This window comes from Comamonas sp. DB36 (genome assembly GCF_057914905.1).
The window spans coordinates 3,174,879-3,190,443 of sequence record NZ_CP196631.1; the positions used below are offsets into that span (position 1 = coordinate 3,174,879).

The 15,565-nt window shown below is 61.5% G+C and carries 14 protein-coding genes and 1 tRNA gene; 7 read left to right on the top strand and 8 right to left on the bottom strand.

Translation table 11 applies throughout. From position 1 onward, the window contains the following. Positions 1 to 577 precede the first annotated feature (577 nt). Positions 578 to 2,938 (bottom strand): PLxRFG domain-containing protein, encoded by a 2,361-nt coding sequence (locus tag ACSVDO_RS14925; protein WP_489593115.1) that lies wholly within the window; start codon positions 2,936 to 2,938, stop codon positions 578 to 580. A gap of 26 nt (positions 2,939 to 2,964) precedes the next feature. On the opposite strand from ACSVDO_RS14925, the gene ACSVDO_RS14930 reads away from it, so the two are divergent. From ACSVDO_RS14930 to ACSVDO_RS14940, 3 genes are all read left to right on the top strand, one after another. Then, complete coding sequence (locus tag ACSVDO_RS14930) at positions 2,965 to 3,309, top strand: hypothetical protein (protein WP_489593117.1); 345 nt, start codon at positions 2,965 to 2,967, stop codon at positions 3,307 to 3,309. 308 nt (positions 3,310 to 3,617) lie between these two features. After that, positions 3,618 to 3,929 (top strand): hypothetical protein, encoded by a 312-nt coding sequence (locus ACSVDO_RS14935; protein WP_489593119.1) that lies wholly within the window; start codon positions 3,618 to 3,620, stop codon positions 3,927 to 3,929. A gap of 84 nt (positions 3,930 to 4,013) precedes the next feature. Further along, entirely contained in the window at positions 4,014 to 4,310 is a 297-nt protein-coding gene (locus ACSVDO_RS14940) for a hypothetical protein (RefSeq protein WP_489593121.1), read from the top strand. Between the two features lie 69 nt (positions 4,311 to 4,379). On the opposite strand, the gene ACSVDO_RS14945 is transcribed toward ACSVDO_RS14940, so the two are convergent. After that, the gene (locus ACSVDO_RS14945) at positions 4,380 to 5,684 is read right to left on the bottom strand and encodes a DUF6602 domain-containing protein (RefSeq protein WP_489593123.1); all 1,305 of its coding nucleotides are present in this window, start codon (positions 5,682 to 5,684) and stop codon (positions 4,380 to 4,382) included. 1 nt (position 5,685) lies between these two features. Between ACSVDO_RS14945 and ACSVDO_RS14950 the strand changes: the two genes are divergently transcribed. Next, a complete protein-coding gene (locus ACSVDO_RS14950) occupies positions 5,686 to 6,891 on the top strand; it encodes a DUF2726 domain-containing protein (RefSeq protein WP_489593125.1) in 1,206 nt (401 codons plus the stop codon). Between the two features lie 843 nt (positions 6,892 to 7,734). Here the strand turns inward: ACSVDO_RS14950 and ACSVDO_RS14955 are convergent. From ACSVDO_RS14955 to cysS, 6 genes are all read right to left on the bottom strand, one after another. Continuing rightward, a tRNA-Ser gene (locus ACSVDO_RS14955) sits at positions 7,735 to 7,827 on the bottom strand. A 52-nt stretch (positions 7,828 to 7,879) separates the two neighbouring features. Continuing rightward, positions 7,880 to 9,145 (bottom strand): aspartate kinase, encoded by a 1,266-nt coding sequence (locus ACSVDO_RS14960; protein WP_332537674.1) that lies wholly within the window; start codon positions 9,143 to 9,145, stop codon positions 7,880 to 7,882. Positions 9,146 to 9,236: 91 nt separating this feature from the next. Next, entirely contained in the window at positions 9,237 to 10,187 is a 951-nt protein-coding gene (gene tilS / locus ACSVDO_RS14965; protein WP_489593127.1) for a tRNA lysidine(34) synthetase TilS, read from the bottom strand. 131 nt (positions 10,188 to 10,318) lie between these two features. Continuing rightward, entirely contained in the window at positions 10,319 to 11,296 is a 978-nt protein-coding gene (locus tag ACSVDO_RS14970; RefSeq protein WP_489593128.1) for an acetyl-CoA carboxylase carboxyltransferase subunit alpha, read from the bottom strand. Positions 11,297 to 11,341: 45 nt separating this feature from the next. Then, entirely contained in the window at positions 11,342 to 12,004 is a 663-nt protein-coding gene (locus ACSVDO_RS14975; RefSeq protein ID WP_332537671.1) for a DNA-3-methyladenine glycosylase family protein, read from the bottom strand. A 55-nt stretch (positions 12,005 to 12,059) separates the two neighbouring features. Continuing rightward, positions 12,060 to 13,442: a cysteine--tRNA ligase gene (gene cysS / locus ACSVDO_RS14980; RefSeq protein WP_489593129.1), complete on the bottom strand. Its 1,383-nt coding sequence runs from the start codon at positions 13,440 to 13,442 to the stop codon at positions 12,060 to 12,062. Between the two features lie 206 nt (positions 13,443 to 13,648). Between cysS and ACSVDO_RS14985 the strand changes: the two genes are divergently transcribed. From ACSVDO_RS14985 to ACSVDO_RS14995, 3 genes are all read left to right on the top strand, one after another. Then, positions 13,649 to 14,191, top strand: a complete 543-nt coding sequence (locus tag ACSVDO_RS14985) for a tetratricopeptide repeat protein (RefSeq protein WP_332537669.1) — start codon at positions 13,649 to 13,651, stop codon at positions 14,189 to 14,191. Between the two features lie 122 nt (positions 14,192 to 14,313). Beyond that, complete coding sequence (locus tag ACSVDO_RS14990) at positions 14,314 to 14,898, top strand: peptidylprolyl isomerase (RefSeq protein WP_489593132.1); 585 nt, start codon at positions 14,314 to 14,316, stop codon at positions 14,896 to 14,898. Between the two features lie 86 nt (positions 14,899 to 14,984). Continuing rightward, on the top strand, positions 14,985 to 15,491 hold the full coding sequence (locus ACSVDO_RS14995) for a peptidylprolyl isomerase (RefSeq protein ID WP_489593133.1): 507 nt from the start codon (positions 14,985 to 14,987) through the stop codon (positions 15,489 to 15,491). Positions 15,492 to 15,565: the final 74 nt, after the last annotated feature.

The following is a 15,565-nucleotide window of genomic DNA, read 5'->3' on the forward strand; positions in this document are numbered from 1 at the left end:
TCCCAACTATGTGCAAACGGATCATTCACGTAACCTTCTGTAGAGGTTGTGTGTGTCCACTCTGGGCATAGCGTTCCCTTCCGCTCACCAGCGGGGCGGTTCTTGTGCTTCTGAGACCCTCGATACAGGATCTGCGGCTTAGGCTTATCTCTCACGAATATTTATGACAAGTCAGAGTTGCAATTAGGGGAGTCTGCCCGACGAATCCATTTCGGCCACGAGAAAGAGATCTGGATGGCTCAATGCAGGTAAACGTGCAATTATCACATCCCAAGCCACCCCGTTCAAAGAGCCTCCTGGGTCTACTCTTCCGAGTGTGTGAGAACACCCTCTTTGGACCGACGGTCGGCCTCCATCGTCCCCTCAACCAAGCCAAGTTCTGCAGCTGTTTGCAGGCGTCCGAATGACCAAGCTTTGCATTCATTCTAAGCTTTGCGGCGAAGGGGGCGTGAGCAAGTAGCCCAGCAGACCAAGTCCCAGGCTGCCACGCCTATGTGAATGATCTTTGAAAACCCGCCCCCATGGCAGCCATCCCTGCAGTAGTACGTCGGTTACGTCAAAGTCAGCAGTCCGATCACTACCCCGCGGCAAACCGCCCCGCATCCATCGCATCGCGCCGCTTAACCGGCAGGTATACACCCTCCTGCGCCTGCTTGATGCGCTTAGTCCTCATGCGCACGCTCTGCGCCAGTTGCATGGGCTGGATCCGCCGACCCGGGTTCTTCTCATTGAACTTGACGATGTCCGCCCAAGCGTCCGCCTTGCCCTCTTCATCACCAGCCATTGCCGCCATCGCGAACTGCTCGACCAGCGTGGAGCGCCGCGCCTGCATCGCCCGGTCATGCTGGACGAAGGCGCTCTTGCCTACGAAGGAGTTGCGCACGCTCGAAGGAGAGAAACCCGAGGCCTGGCCCAGCAGCTCTGCCAAGTTCACCTCATCCTGCACCACGATGCCAGACTTGTCGCGAACGCCCTCGGTCCCGTAGCGCCAGGCCTTGAGCGGAGCGCGCAGCGCCGTCGGCATCATGCCCTCCAAGCCACGCAGATAGCGGCCCTCGCCCATGTCCTGCAGCCCCTTCAACGCGTTGATACCGATGCCGGCGACAGGCCCCAGCGCGGCAGCCATGGCCGACCCGCCCAGGCGCTGGCCCTCCAGCCCTTCCTGGATGTCCGGTAAGATCAGCCGATCAAGCCCGACACGCCCGGAAATATCCCAGGGCGTGAGACGTGACAGGCCATGCGCCATGACCTCGGCTGGCTTTTGCCCGAAGGTGTCGGCCATCACGTTCTGCAGCGCGACCTGGGCGTCCCACGGCTCATCGTCATCGCCGCCCAGCATCGAGGCCGCGGCCAGCAGCGTGGTGACCATGGGCAGGCCCAGCGCGCCTGCCGCCAGACCGTGCATGACCAGCAGACCGCCAAGCGTCTTGCGCGCCTCGGCCCGCTCCTGCGGCGTTGCACCCTTGAGCGACTGCTGCGCCGACCTGGCCAAGGTGTAGACCATGTTCTGGCCGTACTGCTTGAACAGCAGCAGCACCCGCGCGGCGTTGCCCTGCATGACGCGCGGACGGTTGTTGGCGCTGTAGTCGAAGTGACCGTCGTAGGTCGCCTGCACGGCATCGGCATAGGCCTTGGTGGATTCCGCACCGGTCTCGCGCGCCAGGCGGAAGGCGGCCACGAAGGTGATCTGCCGGTTGAACTTCTCGGTATGGTGGAACAGGAAGCTGGCCCACTTTATGATCGGGCGCAGCTTCCACATCACGCCCATGTCTTCGCCCTGCGCAACGCCGGCTAGGTCGTGGGCCATGGTGACGTCAATCACGCCGGAGCGCACGGCCTCGTCAAAGGCGGCTTTCTCGTCCGCATTCAAGGAGCCAGTGATATCGTTCTTGCCTCGCACCGCCTGCTGGCTGGCCTTCATCAGCGCGGCGCTGGCCTTGCCATAGCCCCAGCGCGCGCCCATGACCGGGTAGGCCACCAGGGCCGTCTGGGTCAAGTTGACCATGGCCGAAGCCGGCGACAGGCCCAGGAAGTTGATAAAGCCCAGGCTGGTCAGCCCGGTCGACAGCGAACTGCTTTTCGGGTTCATGGCCGATTCGTGGCGCTTTTGCATCTCGTCCAGTACCTGGCGCGCGCACCGAGTCGTAGCCCGCGTCAGCGTTGCGCACGCCGACAGCTGTTCAGGCGCCGTAGGCACATTGACGGCCTGGGCCCCAGCCTTCGACAGCGGGCCTGCAGTGGGATGAATCACAGGGGCTGCAGGTGCTGCGCCCACATCGGTGACCGGCGCTTCAGACAGATCAGTGCCACTGGGCTGGGCACGTTCCGCGGCCGGCAAGGCGTGGCCCCGCGATGCCGCATTCACACCGCCGCCCAGTACTCCACCCGCCAAACCTTCTGCTGCCGCGTGCCCAGCAACACCGCGCCATGACGGCGTATCGAAGCCCTCCTCTTGCAGCGCCAGGTTGCTTGCCAGTCGCTCCTGGCCGCCCTGCACGGCTTCAGCCACCACGCCCACCGCTGCCCGGCGCACGATGTTTGTACCACCTGCTGCTGCGCGGCCCGCCATGGCGCGGCTCACGACACCTTCCACGCCAGAGGTTCCAGCCACGACACCCAGGCCCGCGCCCAGGGCAATGCTGCCAGCATTCGGCCCGGTGTAGGCCTGCGCTTGCTGGGCCGCCTGCTGCGCAGCTTCTGGCGTAGCGCCCTGCTCCGCTTGCCCTTGCTTGACCGCGTCATAGATCGAGCCTTTGACCGCGCCGGCACCTTGGGCAGCACCCAAGCCTACGCCGAGGAGCCTGCGCCCGGCAGCGCTGCGCCCGGCGGGCGTGAGCATGGCGCCCACCACCGGCACAACAGAGCCCGCAGCCTCAGCCACCGTGCTGACCGGCGCTTCCGCGAAGCCGCCCAGGTGCGCACCCAGCTCGCGCAGCACCCGATCCGCTCTTCGTCGGTCTTGCCTTGCAGGGCCAGCAGGCGCTGACATGCAATCCCCAACTGCACCGGATCGTCTCCGGCAGCTTCCAGGTCCTGCTGCGCCTTCTCGATCCGCTGCGCGCTGCGGTTCTGATACCCGGCAGCTGTCTGCTCCTGACCGAACCTGTCCCGCGCCAGGCCCTGTTCCTGTCCAAACCGATCATTCCTGCCGGTCTCCAGAAGTCGCGCCCGCGCCGTGCCGCCTTGCTCCTGCATGCCCGTGCGCTGCGTGGCGCCCGCCTGCTGCAGCCCTTGCGGGCTGTGTGCCATTCAAATCGATTAGGTATTCGTCGACGAAACGCTGATGGCGAAGGTCCAGTGTGGGCCTAGCCAGAGTAGTGCGAATCTTGGGGGGGCTTCGATTCCGTACTGGCCTTGTCTTTGGGCAAACGTACCCAGCCGTCCCTCTTGGCGCGCTTGCGTATGACTCCCTCGGTGATGCCATGCTCCCCTGCAATGGCAGTGACCGCGCGGGAACCCGCGCGGAAGTCACGCTCGATGGTCTCCCAGTCGAGTGAAGTCTTTTCGGGGGCTGGTTGCTCAGGCGAGGACATGCCGGCAAGGATGCCGGTTCTGGTACGAAGTACGAAACCCCAGAGAGGGGACGATAAGATGCAAGAAATCTACAGGAGAGGCAGATGTTCGAACTACTCAACACAGGGATAATGGCTCACAAGCTTGGCAAGTGGCGTGGCCTGATCACTGTCGGGGGTGCTGCACTCCTGTTCTTCTTGGCCAGTCTGGTCACAAAACTGGAAGACCTCATACGCTCCCTAGGGCCTGCGCAGGCCACTACAGCCCCCAGCATCACCGCGCTAGGATGGTTTTCGCTCGGACTATTGGTCACTGGCGGGCAACTTCTCCTCTGGGCCTCCTGGCAGCTATATCGAGACCATGTGCATGGCGACTATTACCTCGACGCCGAAGTTTTCAAGGATCGTGGCTGGTAAAGACCATCGCCACACACGCTTCCATCAACCACCCGTCTGGGGTCAGAGCAGCTAGCTTTGATGAATGAAAGAGGAAATAAGATCATGGTCAACGGAAAAATGGAACCTGACTACTTCGAGGGAAAGAAGCAACTCGCCATCGCTGGATTTCACGAAGCTCAGTTAAGAATCGGTGAGACAACATGTTTGCTGAGTTCTTTGAACTATGACGTGCCAAATATCATCCATGCCGCTGGATTCCATGAAAACGTTCTTGCCATCAAGTCAATACTTGACAACGTTCGCCGAGATTTTGAAAAGGCTCGCTGGTCGGCAACTGGTACCGACCTGGAATTTTACGCTTGGCTAGTCGACCAAGGTCACGAGGACCTGGTGGTTTAGCACTAAGAATTAGCCGAGGGTAGAGAAATATTAAGAAATTCTCCACGTCTATCGAGATCAGCTGATCGTCTAGTCGACGATGATCAGCTGCAGTGGAAAAAAATCAAGTCCCTCCTTCTCGCACCATATTCGCAAGCGTGCCATCTGTACGTCGGTGTAGCCAGTGCCGTCCTCTAGTACCGCGATAGCGGCACCACTCCCGATAGCTTGGATCACAGTTTCTGACCGGCAGTATGTATGAGTTTCGACCAGCTCGGCAACTGCATCGTCAAGAGCTACACCATGCTGCTCGTGAATAAATTCAGCTAGAGCGCTGTCTAATTCCAGAACTCCCGCGTGAAAGCTCAGCAGCTCGGCCACGCTAACTGCAGCGGCGGAAATCTTTGTCGGCTCCCAGTTGGCAACATGAGGGCGCTGTAGCAGCTTTTTTGAATGTTCGTAAGTTCGAATTTTAAAGCCAGACTTACCGTCTTTGGATGCGCCTCGTGCGACGAGAAGTTCCTTTAGATTCTCAAAATCCAAGTCGGGGCCAAACGGCATACGGACATCACAGAAGACAGAAATTTTGGTCCAAAGAAACTCTAAGAGGATGCGCGCGACATTGTGGTTGGCTGACGCTTGAAGGACCCAACCGTCCTTGGGGCCACCAGCTAGGTAAGGTTGCCCGGTACACTTCACTAAGCTGAAGGCTCCTGAGGTGATGAGAGACGGCAAAAGTTCTGGCGACACGAACGTGTGGTCGCCAACTTCGGATTCGGCAATACTGACCATTGCGGAACGAAGGCCATGCTCGGTAGCGTAACCACCAAAGCCGAGAAGCACCGTCAGCGGTGTATAGATTTGACGAGCAAGGAGGCTGAAGAGCAGGCGGTCATGATCAGGTAGGCTGTCCAAAACATGGGCATTGCTAGGTCCGATGCGGCCAGTAAGTTTTTCGAACGACGCTCGCGCTTGACTAAAGTCAAAGTCCTCGTCTGCTGCGTATCTGGCTAGGAAATCGTTTCTGCAGTGACGCAGAATTTCAGCCAAATGGGTGGCTCCGTCAACCAAATCCGCGCGTGTCAGGGTCTTTTTAACTTCAAGAACGCACAGAATTTGGCGGGCTGGATAGATGTACTGATCGGTTAAGCCGTAGCGCTGGCCTTCTCCCTTTACAAGCATTCCATCTATCTGATGGGGAAGACCTTCGATAAAGCCAGAGACCACGCGCAGATCCAGGTTGGGAGGCAGTACGAACTGTTGATCAATGCCCTCCTTTGCAATCGCTTCGTACGCGCTACCGAGCGTAGGCATATGCAACATCGAGATGGACTCGACTTTTTCTCGCTGTTTAGCGATGAAGGCGGCCAGTAGGTCGGAAGCGGTTTTAATCATAGTGACCGATTTTCACCTAAGGACTGCCATAATCTTTACATTTCCAAGTACGCTCGATCATTTTTTTGATGCAGTCAACTCTGGATTCCAGTTGGAAATTGAACGGCAAGCTGCGCATCTAAAGCACACGACAGGTAGGCAAGCAGGCAAAATTAGCAATCGACGCAGCACGAAGTACGCGCCTGCTCATCGAATTGTCTCAAGCTTGACCTGCGGTTGGTCCACCGATACAAGCGCCTGCCTCGCGACTATCGATGCCGATGATGTCCCAATTTTTGCAGGTTGCCGGTCTGCTCCTGTGACGCTATGCTCCGACACCCTGAATGAATTCGGCATACCTATGTTTGACCGTGAGTCGCTTTACCAACTGCTCTTCGCCAAAGAATGGGAGGGGCTATCCGAGCAGCTGTATCTTCACAGGAACCTTTTGAACCAAGATCCGGTTCTACAGCAAATCTCGCATCTCTTTGACACCGAATTCGTTGGGCACCTGCGAGGTCTACCTGCCTCAGAACAGGTGACTACAACTCGCCACATCTCGTTGTTAATAGCATCGAAGCGCAGCCAATTCAAAGAATCCTTCTGGCGGCCAGTGATTGAGATCAAGCTTCAGGCGATGTACGAAGTCAAAGACCGAAGCCTGCCAGGTGTGGCATCCGAATGGGCTAATGACATCCCGTTAGCGCGTGAACTTCTCATGCGCCTCCAGCAGGAGCGGCCTGAGGAATTGGCTGATGCACGCCGAAGTGCCTTAAATATCAAGGCTGCAACGACCGTGACGATGCCCAAGCCAACGCTGCATGTCACATCAATTTTCAAATCCCCTCAGGAGCGGGCCTTCTACTTGGCCATGCTCGAAGCTGCTCCAAAACTGCTGGTTTTCCCGAACCTTGCTATGAGCGTTGCTCTTAATTTGGCAGCAATCGAACCAAAGATTTCTACTGCTGCGAAGAGCTTCTTCTTTAGGTCTCAGTTTGACTGTGTCGTCGTCGATCCGGCACAAAACTACCGACCGTTGCATTTCTTTGAGCTCGATAGCCAATTTCACGACACCGCTGAAGCGCAAAATCGTGATCGCATGAAGGATGAGATCTGTTCCGCGGCTGGCATCAAGCTGCTGCGAATACGTGCATTCGAGCAGAAAGAATCAACGCAAGAAGCATTTGCGCAGCTTATTCGAGAGGTACTCTCACCTGTGCCCACCTAGCGTAAAGTCAACACTTCCCTGGCTTAATCCACAACGGGAGCAAGCTCGGCCCTCTAAAGTGACGCCCGACTCAGCCGATACAGCCGCCCCGCCTCGCTGGGATCAATGCCCGGGATCCTCCGATTCATTCGCTCAACCTTAACGCCCGATGCTGTGCGCCCTGTCCTCCGCGCTACCTCTGCGTCTGAGACCTTGCCCAGCAGCTCGAGCTCTTCGGGCTGCCAGGGCCGGCGCTTCGCACTGGTGCTGGCAGGGATGCCATGCTCATACCGTACTTTCGCGACTGTAGACACATCAACGCCATGCTGTTTCGCAACCTGCGAATCTGGTTTCGTGACCAGTTCTGCGAGGTGCACGTCACACCACCTCGGTAGCTTGGCCACCGGAATCCCCCTTCTCTGCCTCTCAGCTTGAACAACTGAAGCAGCAACCCCAGCGAGCCGGGCGACCTGCCGATCAGGAATCACGCCCAACTGCTGGAGCACGACATCTGTCCAGCGAAAGGACTGGAACGGAGGGATCTGCCTTTGGCTGCGAGCATACTGAACCTGGCCATCTCTGCACCCAAGTTGATCAGCCACATGGCATCGGCCAATCCGATGTGGGTGGCGATGCAACATGGCCACAGCCTGCAGGTGATGATGCGGGACTATGCGAAGTGGATTCCATCGGCAGATCGAGGCCAGAACCTGGCGGCCGTGAACGCAGCGATCGGGGCTACATCCGAGGCCAGGAAGAGCGCGATTTAGGGATGGTTTAGGGATGGTTTAGGGATGGAGCTCCGGGATGCACTCCGGAAAAGGAAAAAGCCCCAAGCGATTGCTCACTTGGGGCTTTAAGTCCTGGCGGAAACGGAGGGATTCGAACCCTCGATGAGGCTCTACACCCCATACTCCCTTAGCAGGGGAGCACCTTCGGCCACTCGGTCACGTTTCCAATAAAGCTATTCTAACCCGAGTTTTTTACGACTTCGGGGAAAAACGCAAAATTACTCCGATTTGTCCAGACCGAAGGCGGTGTGCAGCGCGCGCACGGCCAGCTCGAGGTACTTTTCGTCGATCACGACCGAAGTCTTGATTTCGGAAGTCGAGATCATCTGGATGTTGATGCCCTCTTCGCTCAGCGTGCGGAACATGGTGCTGGCCACGCCGGCGTGGCTGCGCATGCCGATGCCGACGATGCTGACCTTGCAGATGCTCGGGTCGCCCACGGCTTCCTTGGCGCCCAGTTCGGGAACGACCTTGCTTTGCAGCAGGTCCATCGCGCGCTGGTAGTCGCCCTGGCTCACGGTGAAGCTGAAGTCGGCCAGGCCGTCCTTGCTGATGTTCTGCAGGATCACATCGACTTCGATGTTGGCTTCGGCCACCGGGCCCAGGATGCGGTAGGCGATGCCCGGGGTGTCGGGCACGCCGAGCACGGAGATCTTGGCTTCGCCGCGGTTGAAAGCGATGCCGGATACGACAGCCTTTTCCATTTTTTCGTCTTCCTCAAAAGTAATCAGCGTGCCCGATTGGGCTTCTTCGGCGAGATCGATGTCCCAGGGCGTGAAGCTCGACAGCACGCGCATGGGCACCTTGTATTTGCCTGCGAACTCGACCGAACGGATTTGCAGCACCTTGCTGCCCAGGCTGGCCATCTCGAGCATCTCTTCGAAGCTCACGGTGGACAGGCGGCGGGCGGCGGGAACCACGCGCGGGTCGGTGGTGTAGACACCATCGACATCGGTGTAAATGAGGCATTCGCTGGCTTTGAGCGCAGCGGCCATGGCCACGGCCGACGTGTCGGAGCCGCCACGGCCCAGCGTCGTGATGTTGCCGTTGGGGTCAATGCCCTGGAAGCCGGTGACGATCACCACCCGGCCGGCCTCGAGATCGGCGCGCACGCGCTGGTCGTCGATCGACTCGATGCGGGCCTTGGTGAAGCTGCTGTCGGTGCGCACCGGCACCTGCCAGCCTGCATAGCTGACCGAAGGCAGGCCCTCGGCTTGCAGCGCAATGGCCAGCAGCGCCGACGATGCCTGCTCGCCTGTGGCGGCCAGCATGTCGAGCTCACGGTAGTAGGAGTTTTGCGGCTGCGCAGGCGCGAGTTCGCTGGCCAGGCCGAGCAGACGATTGGTTTCGCCACTCATGGCGCTGGGCACCACGACCATCTGGTGGCCGGCCCGGGCCCACTTGGCCACGCGCTTGGCAACATTGCGGATGCGCTCCGGGGAGCCCATCGACGTGCCGCCGTATTTATGAACGATCAGTGCCATTGGATATCAAGGTGACGAAACTTCGGACATGGCGCGAGGAATAGGGGCGTTTTGGCGCGCCAGCGGTTTTCGTACAAAAGTAGACCAAAACTCAGGGATTGTACCAACCGAGCAACTCCCCTGTTCTCACCACAAACCCGCGGCCCAATTTGAGGTGGATTTGGTGGCCGCGCGTGGTGCAGGCCGCGACCTGGCGCAGCAGCGCTTCGAGCTGGGCCGCGGCCGGCGTGGTCGCGTGCGCGGTGCGCAGCCAGTGGCGCAAAACATTGCCCTGGCGCGCGCGGCTCAGGGCCTGCAAGGCCGCGATGCGCGGCGGGTTGCCCACCGTCTCCAGATCGGCCTCGGCAACTTCCTGCAGCAGTTCAGCGGCCTGGGCGCAATGCCGGCTGCTGCGCGCGAACGTGTCGCGAAACTGCGGAAACGCCGCCTGCAGCTGGGGCAGCAGCTGCGCGCGTATGCGGTTGCGCGTGAAGCGCTGGTCGGTGTTCGTGGGGTCTTCGATCCAGCCCTGTTCGCGCGACGCAAGCCATGCACGCAGCGCCGCGCCTTCGACCTGCAGCAGCGGCCGCAGCCACGTCAATCCCAGCCGCTGCCACTGCGCGGGCATGGCCGCCAGACCGGCAACGCCCGCGCCGCGCGACAGCGCCAGCACCAGAGTTTCGACCTGGTCATCGGCATGCTGGGCCAGCGCGATGGCCGCCATGGGGCGGCCCGGCCAGGCATGCAAGGCGGCATCGGCCAGCGCCGCATAGCGGCTTTGGCGTGCGGCATCTTCCGGGCTCTGGCCAGCCGCATGGCGCGCGTCGACGCGGCATACCGTGAGCGGCACCTGCACTCGCGCGCACAGCACTTCGCAATGCGCGACAAAACCGTCGGCCGCGCTCTGCAGCCCGTGGTGCACATGGATCGCATGCACCTGGCCCGGCCAGCGCTGCGCGCAGCCCAGCAGCAGCGCCGTCGAATCGGCGCCGCCGCTGAGCGCCACGGCCAGCGGCAGCGGCGGCGCGAAGGCGGCGATGGCGGCATCAAACGACTGGGTCATGCTTTCCTTTTCTGCTCGGGCCCGGCAATGGCAAACGGCTCCCGCGGGAGCCGTTGATGGATGCGCCGCAGGCGCATAGAGTCGTTGAGCCCTTAGATCCTTCGACACGCTCAGGATCAGGGCAAACGGTCTCAGCGGTTCTCGGCCTTGGTGTCCGAGAAGCGGCCGTAGCTTTGCAGTCGCTCGTAGCGGCGGTCCTGCAGCTCCTTGGGGCTCAGGTCGGCGAGCTGGCGATAGGCATCGCCGAGCGCGCGCTTGAGGAAGGTGCCCATCTGCGTGGGATCGCGGTGCGCGCCGCCCACGGGCTCGCTGACGATCTTGTCGACCAGGCCCAGCGCCTTGAGGCGCAGCGCCGTGATGCCCATGGCCGAAGCGGCTTCTTCCGCCTTGTCGCCGGTCTTCCACAGAATGGATGCGCAGCCTTCGGGGCTGATCACCGAGTAGACCGAATATTGCAGCATCAGCACCTGATCGGCGACGCTGATCGCCAGCGCGCCGCCCGAGCCGCCTTCACCGATGACGGTGGAGATGATCGGGGTCTGCAGCTGCGCCATCTCGTAGATGTTGCGGCCAATGGCTTCCGACTGGCTGCGCTCTTCGGCATCGATGCCCGGGTAGGCGCCCGGAGTGTCGACGAAAGTGAACACCGGGAGCTTGAACTTCTCGGCGGTCTTCATCAGGCGCAAGGCCTTGCGATAGCCTTCGGGGCGCGTCATGCCGAAGTTGCGCAGCGTGCGCTCCTTGGTGTCGCGGCCCTTCTGGTGACCGATGACCATGCACGCATGGCCGTTGAAGCGTGCCAGGCCGCCGACGATCGACTGATCGTCCGCGAAGTGGCGGTCGCCGTGCATCTCGACGAAATCGGTGAAGATTTCGCGCACATAGTCGAGCGTATAGGGACGCTCGATGTGGCGCGCGATCTTGGTGATCTGCCAGGGGCTCAGATCGCTGTAGATGTCGCGCGTGAGCTGCAGGCTCTTCTTGCTCAGCTGGTCGATCTCTTCCGAGATGTCGACAGCACTTTCGGTCTGCACATAGCGCAGTTCTTCGATTTTGGATTCGAGCTCGGCAATGGGATGCTCAAAGTCCAGAAAATTCTTTTTCGCCAATGTTTTTCTCCTTGTCCCGGCCTTGGGCTGAGGGCCTCGGGTGTATCAATAGGCCACAGGCAGCGGGTCGAGCGAGCGCCAAATATACCAAGTCGCAACGCTGCACCAGGGCTTCCAGGCCTCCGCCACCTCGCGCGCATCGCTGCGGCTGACGGGATCGCCCGAGAAATAGTTCTTGCTGATCCCGCTGATCAACCCCGCGTCGTCGAGGGGCAATACATTGGGACGCATGAGGTAAAAAATCAGAAACATCTCGGCCGTCCAGCGGCCCACGCCGCGGATCGCCATCAGCTCGGCAATGATGGCTTCGTCGCCCATCGTCGCCCAGTCGTTGGTGTGCAGCCGGCCTTCGGTGAAGTGCACGGCCAGATCGACCAGGTAGTCGACCTTGCGCGCCGACAGACCGGCGGCGCGCATGTCGTCGACCTTCAGGCGCAGCAGATGCTCGGGCGTCATGCTCGCCGGCAGCAGTGCCACGCGGTTCCACAGCGTCTGTGCGGCCTTGACCGAAATCTGTTGGCCGACGATCGAACGCGCAAGCGTCACGAAAGCGTCGCCGCGCGTTTGCAGCGCCTGGCCCGCGTATTGCGGAATCAGGCGCTTCATGACCCGGTCCTTCTTGACCAGGTGCTTGCAGGCTTCTGCCCAGTAGGCAGGCGCAGACAACGGCGTGATCACCACGTTCGCTATCTCTTTAGGAGCATTCACCGCTGGTACCGCCTACATTAAACACATTGAAATGAAAATCCATGGGTTGCGGCGCTTATGGCGCGGCCTCCCAGGTGGTGCCGGCCGCGGAATCCTTGAGCACGATGCCCTGGGCCAGCAGGGCCTGGCGGATACGGTCCGCTTCGGCCCAGTCCTTCGCGGCCTTGGCCGCGGCACGCGCCGCGATCTGCGCCTGCACGGCGTCGGCGTCCACGCCGCCAGCCACGCCGGCCTGCAGGAAGGCCTCGGGGCGGTCCTGCAGCAGGCCCAGGCATGCGCCCAGCGCCTTGAGCAGGCCCGCAGTTTCGGCACTCTGGCTGCGATTGACCTCGGCGGCCAGCTCGAACAGCACGGCCACGGCTTCGGGCGTGCCGAAATCGTCGTCCATTGCGGCCTTGAAGCGTGCGGCCTGGGGCTGAGCCCAGTCGATCGCGACATCGGCCGCGGGCACCAGACTCAGCGCCGTGTACAGGCGCTTGAGCGCCGAGCGCGCGTCGTTGAGATGCACGTCGCTGTAGTTCAGCGGGCTGCGGTAATGGCTGCGCACCACGAAGAAGCGCACCGTCTCGGCGTCGAACTCCTTGAGCACATCGCGAATGGTAAAGAAATTGCCCAGCGACTTGGACATTTTCTCGTTGTCCACGTTGATGAAGCCGTTGTGCATCCAGGTGCGCGCCAAGGTCTTGCCGGTCGCGCCTTCGCTCTGGGCAATCTCGTTTTCGTGGTGCGGAAACTGCAGGTCGGCACCGCCGCCGTGGATGTCGAAGCTTTCGCCCAGCATCTCGCAGCCCATGGCCGAGCACTCGATGTGCCAGCCCGGGCGGCCCTGGCCCCAGGGGCTGTCCCATTTGACTTCTTCGGGCTCGGCGGGCTTGGCGCTCTTCCAGAGCACGAAGTCCAGCGGATCGCTCTTGCCGTCATCGACGGCCACGCGCTCGCCGGCCTGCAGCTCGTCGAGCGACTTGCCAGACAGCTTGCCGTAGCCCGGAAACTTGCGCACCGCGAAGTTCACATCGCCATTGCCGGCCTGGTAGGCCAGGCCGCGCTGCTGCAGCCGGCCGATCATGCTCTGCATCTGCGCCACATAGTCGGTGGCGCGCGGCTCGAAATCGGGGCGTTCGATACCCAGCGCGTCCGCATCCTGGTGCAGCGCCGCAATCATGCGGTCGGTCAACTGGCGAATGGTCTCGCCGTTCTCGACCGCGCGGCGGATGATCTTGTCGTCGATATCGGTGATGTTGCGCACATAGGTCACGCGCAGGCCGCTGGCGCGCAGCCAGCGCTGCACCACGTCGAAAGCAACCATCGAGCGCGCATGGCCCAGATGGCAGAGGTCGTAGACGGTCATGCCGCACACATACATGCGGACATGGCCCGGTTCTATCGGCGAAAACGCTTCCAATGCACGCGACAGCGTGTTGTAGATACGCAAACTCATGGAATATCTGTTACGAGGGAGAGAGGGGAGCGGCCTGCCGAAGATGACAGGCCCTGGGTCCCATGTAGCAAGAAGTGTGCGCCTGGCACAGGGGCACCCGGAAAGGGGGCACCAGGGTCCATGCGGGCTGACACCCCTCAGCTACAATTGATCGAAGTATAAGCCCGCGCCGCAGGCCCGTCCCTGCCCGCACCGAAAGCACCTACATGCCTGCACGCAACGCCCTCTCCCGCACCCTGCGCCTGTTGACCCTGGCCACCGTGCTCACCGCAGGCGCCGCCCATGCCGATGACTACGCCGAAGTGAACCAGTTGCTGCGCGCCGGCAATGCTGCGGGCGCCATCGCCCGCGCCGACAGCTACCTCGCAAGCAACGCGCGCGACCCGCAGATGCGCTTCCTCAAGGGCGTGGCCCAGACCGATGCCGGCCAGAAGGCCGATGCGATCGCGACGTTCACGCTGCTGATCGAGGAATATCCCGAACTGGCCGAGCCTTACAACAACCTCGCGGTGATCTACGCCGCCGACGGCGATCTCGACAAGGCCAAGGGCGCGCTCGAGGCCGCAGTGCGCAACAACCCGACCTATGCGGTCGCGCACGAGAACCTGGGCGACATCTATGCGCGCCTGGCCTACCAGTCATACCTGCGCTCGCAGGACCTCGACCCGCGCGCCGCAACCAACCTGCGCCCCAAGCTGACCCAGCTGCGCAGCATGCTGCAGCCCGCAGCCCCCGCGGCGAAGAAATAAGCCGGGGCCCAGGCCCTTGGTCCTGGCCGTTTCGGCCGCACCTGTTACCCCGATCCGAGCGACCGGCGGTCACTTTCGCCGCCGCAGGCCTTCCCACAGCCATTCCAATCCAGGAGTCACGCATGATTTCCCGCAGAAAAACCACTTTCACCCTGGCCGGCCTGGCGCTGTCCGCCGGCCTGTTTGCGGCCACCGGCGCTGCCGCCCAGACTTCGCCCCAGGTCGAGCTCAAGACCTCGCTGGGCGCGATCGTGCTCGAACTCGATGCCGCCAAGGCACCCAAGACCGTTGCCAACTTCCTGCAGTACGTCAACAGCAAGCATTACGACGGCACGGTGTTCCACCGCGTGATGGACGGCTTCATGATCCAGGGCGGTGGCTTCACCGCGGACATGCAGCAAAAGCCCACGCTGGCGCCCATCCCGCTGGAAGCGCGCAACGGCCTGAAGAACGACAAGTACACCGTCGCCATGGCGCGCACCGGCGATCCGAACTCGGCCACGGCCCAGTTCTTCATCAACGTCGCCAACAATGCCTCGCTCAATGCACCCCAGCCCGACGGCCACGGTTACGCGGTGTTCGGCAAGGTCGTGCGCGGCTCCGACGTGGTCGACAAAATCCGCGCTGTGCCCACGGGCAATCGCGGCATGCACCAGAATGTGCCCACGACGGCAGTCACGATTGTCTCGGCGCGCGTGCTGCCCTGAAGTTCGTCGGTAGCGGCCGGCTGAGGCGCGGCCGGCTGAGGCCACGCTGCCACCCCTTTTTTCACCCCATCTCCAAAGGAATTCCCATGAGCAACCCACAAGTTGAACTGCACATCACCGGCCACGGCGTGGTGACCATCGAACTCGACGCCGAAAAGGCCCCCAAGTCGACCGAAAACTTCCTGTCCTATGTGAACAAGGGCCACTACAACAACACGATCTTCCACCGTGTGATTCCTGGCTTCATGGTCCAGGGCGGCGGTTTCGAGCCCGGCATGACGCAAAAGGACACCGATGCGCCCATCGAGAACGAAGCCAAGAACGGCCTGAAGAACACCAAGTACACCCTGGCGATGGCACGCACCAGCGACCCGCACTCGGCATCGGCACAGTTCTTCATCAACGTCGCCGACAACGGCTTCCTGAACCACACCGCTCCCAGCGCGCAAGGCTGGGGCTATGCCGTGTTCGGCAAGGTGGTCAAGGGCACGGAAATCGTCGACGCGATCAAGGGCGTGAAGACCGGCCGCAAGGGCTTCCATGACGACGTGCCGCAGACCGACGTTGTGATTGAAAAGGCCGTGGCCCTGTAAATGGCGCGACCATTGCCCGCGTACGCAAGCCAGCGCCGCCCGGTGCTGCGCCGCCTGCTGCGCGGGCAGTTCTC

What these genes read in the sequence shown, in the direction of transcription:
- ACSVDO_RS14995 (WP_489593133.1), top strand. Translation starts at nt 14,985, where the DNA reads ATGAGCAACCCACAAGTTGAACTGCACATCACCGGCCACGGCGTGGTG.
- ACSVDO_RS14985 (WP_332537669.1), top strand. Translation starts at nt 13,649, where the DNA reads ATGCCTGCACGCAACGCCCTCTCCCGCACCCTGCGCCTGTTGACCCTG.
- ACSVDO_RS14935 (WP_489593119.1), top strand. Translation starts at nt 3,618, where the DNA reads ATGTTCGAACTACTCAACACAGGGATAATGGCTCACAAGCTTGGCAAG.
- ACSVDO_RS14940 (WP_489593121.1), top strand. Translation starts at nt 4,014, where the DNA reads ATGGTCAACGGAAAAATGGAACCTGACTACTTCGAGGGAAAGAAGCAA.
- cysS (WP_489593129.1), bottom strand. Translation starts at nt 13,442, where the DNA reads ATGAGTTTGCGTATCTACAACACGCTGTCGCGTGCATTGGAAGCGTTT.
- ACSVDO_RS14945 (WP_489593123.1), bottom strand. Translation starts at nt 5,684, where the DNA reads ATGATTAAAACCGCTTCCGACCTACTGGCCGCCTTCATCGCTAAACAG.
- ACSVDO_RS14990 (WP_489593132.1), top strand. Translation starts at nt 14,314, where the DNA reads ATGATTTCCCGCAGAAAAACCACTTTCACCCTGGCCGGCCTGGCGCTG.
- tilS (WP_489593127.1), bottom strand. Translation starts at nt 10,187, where the DNA reads ATGACCCAGTCGTTTGATGCCGCCATCGCCGCCTTCGCGCCGCCGCTG.
- ACSVDO_RS14960 (WP_332537674.1), bottom strand. Translation starts at nt 9,145, where the DNA reads ATGGCACTGATCGTTCATAAATACGGCGGCACGTCGATGGGCTCCCCG.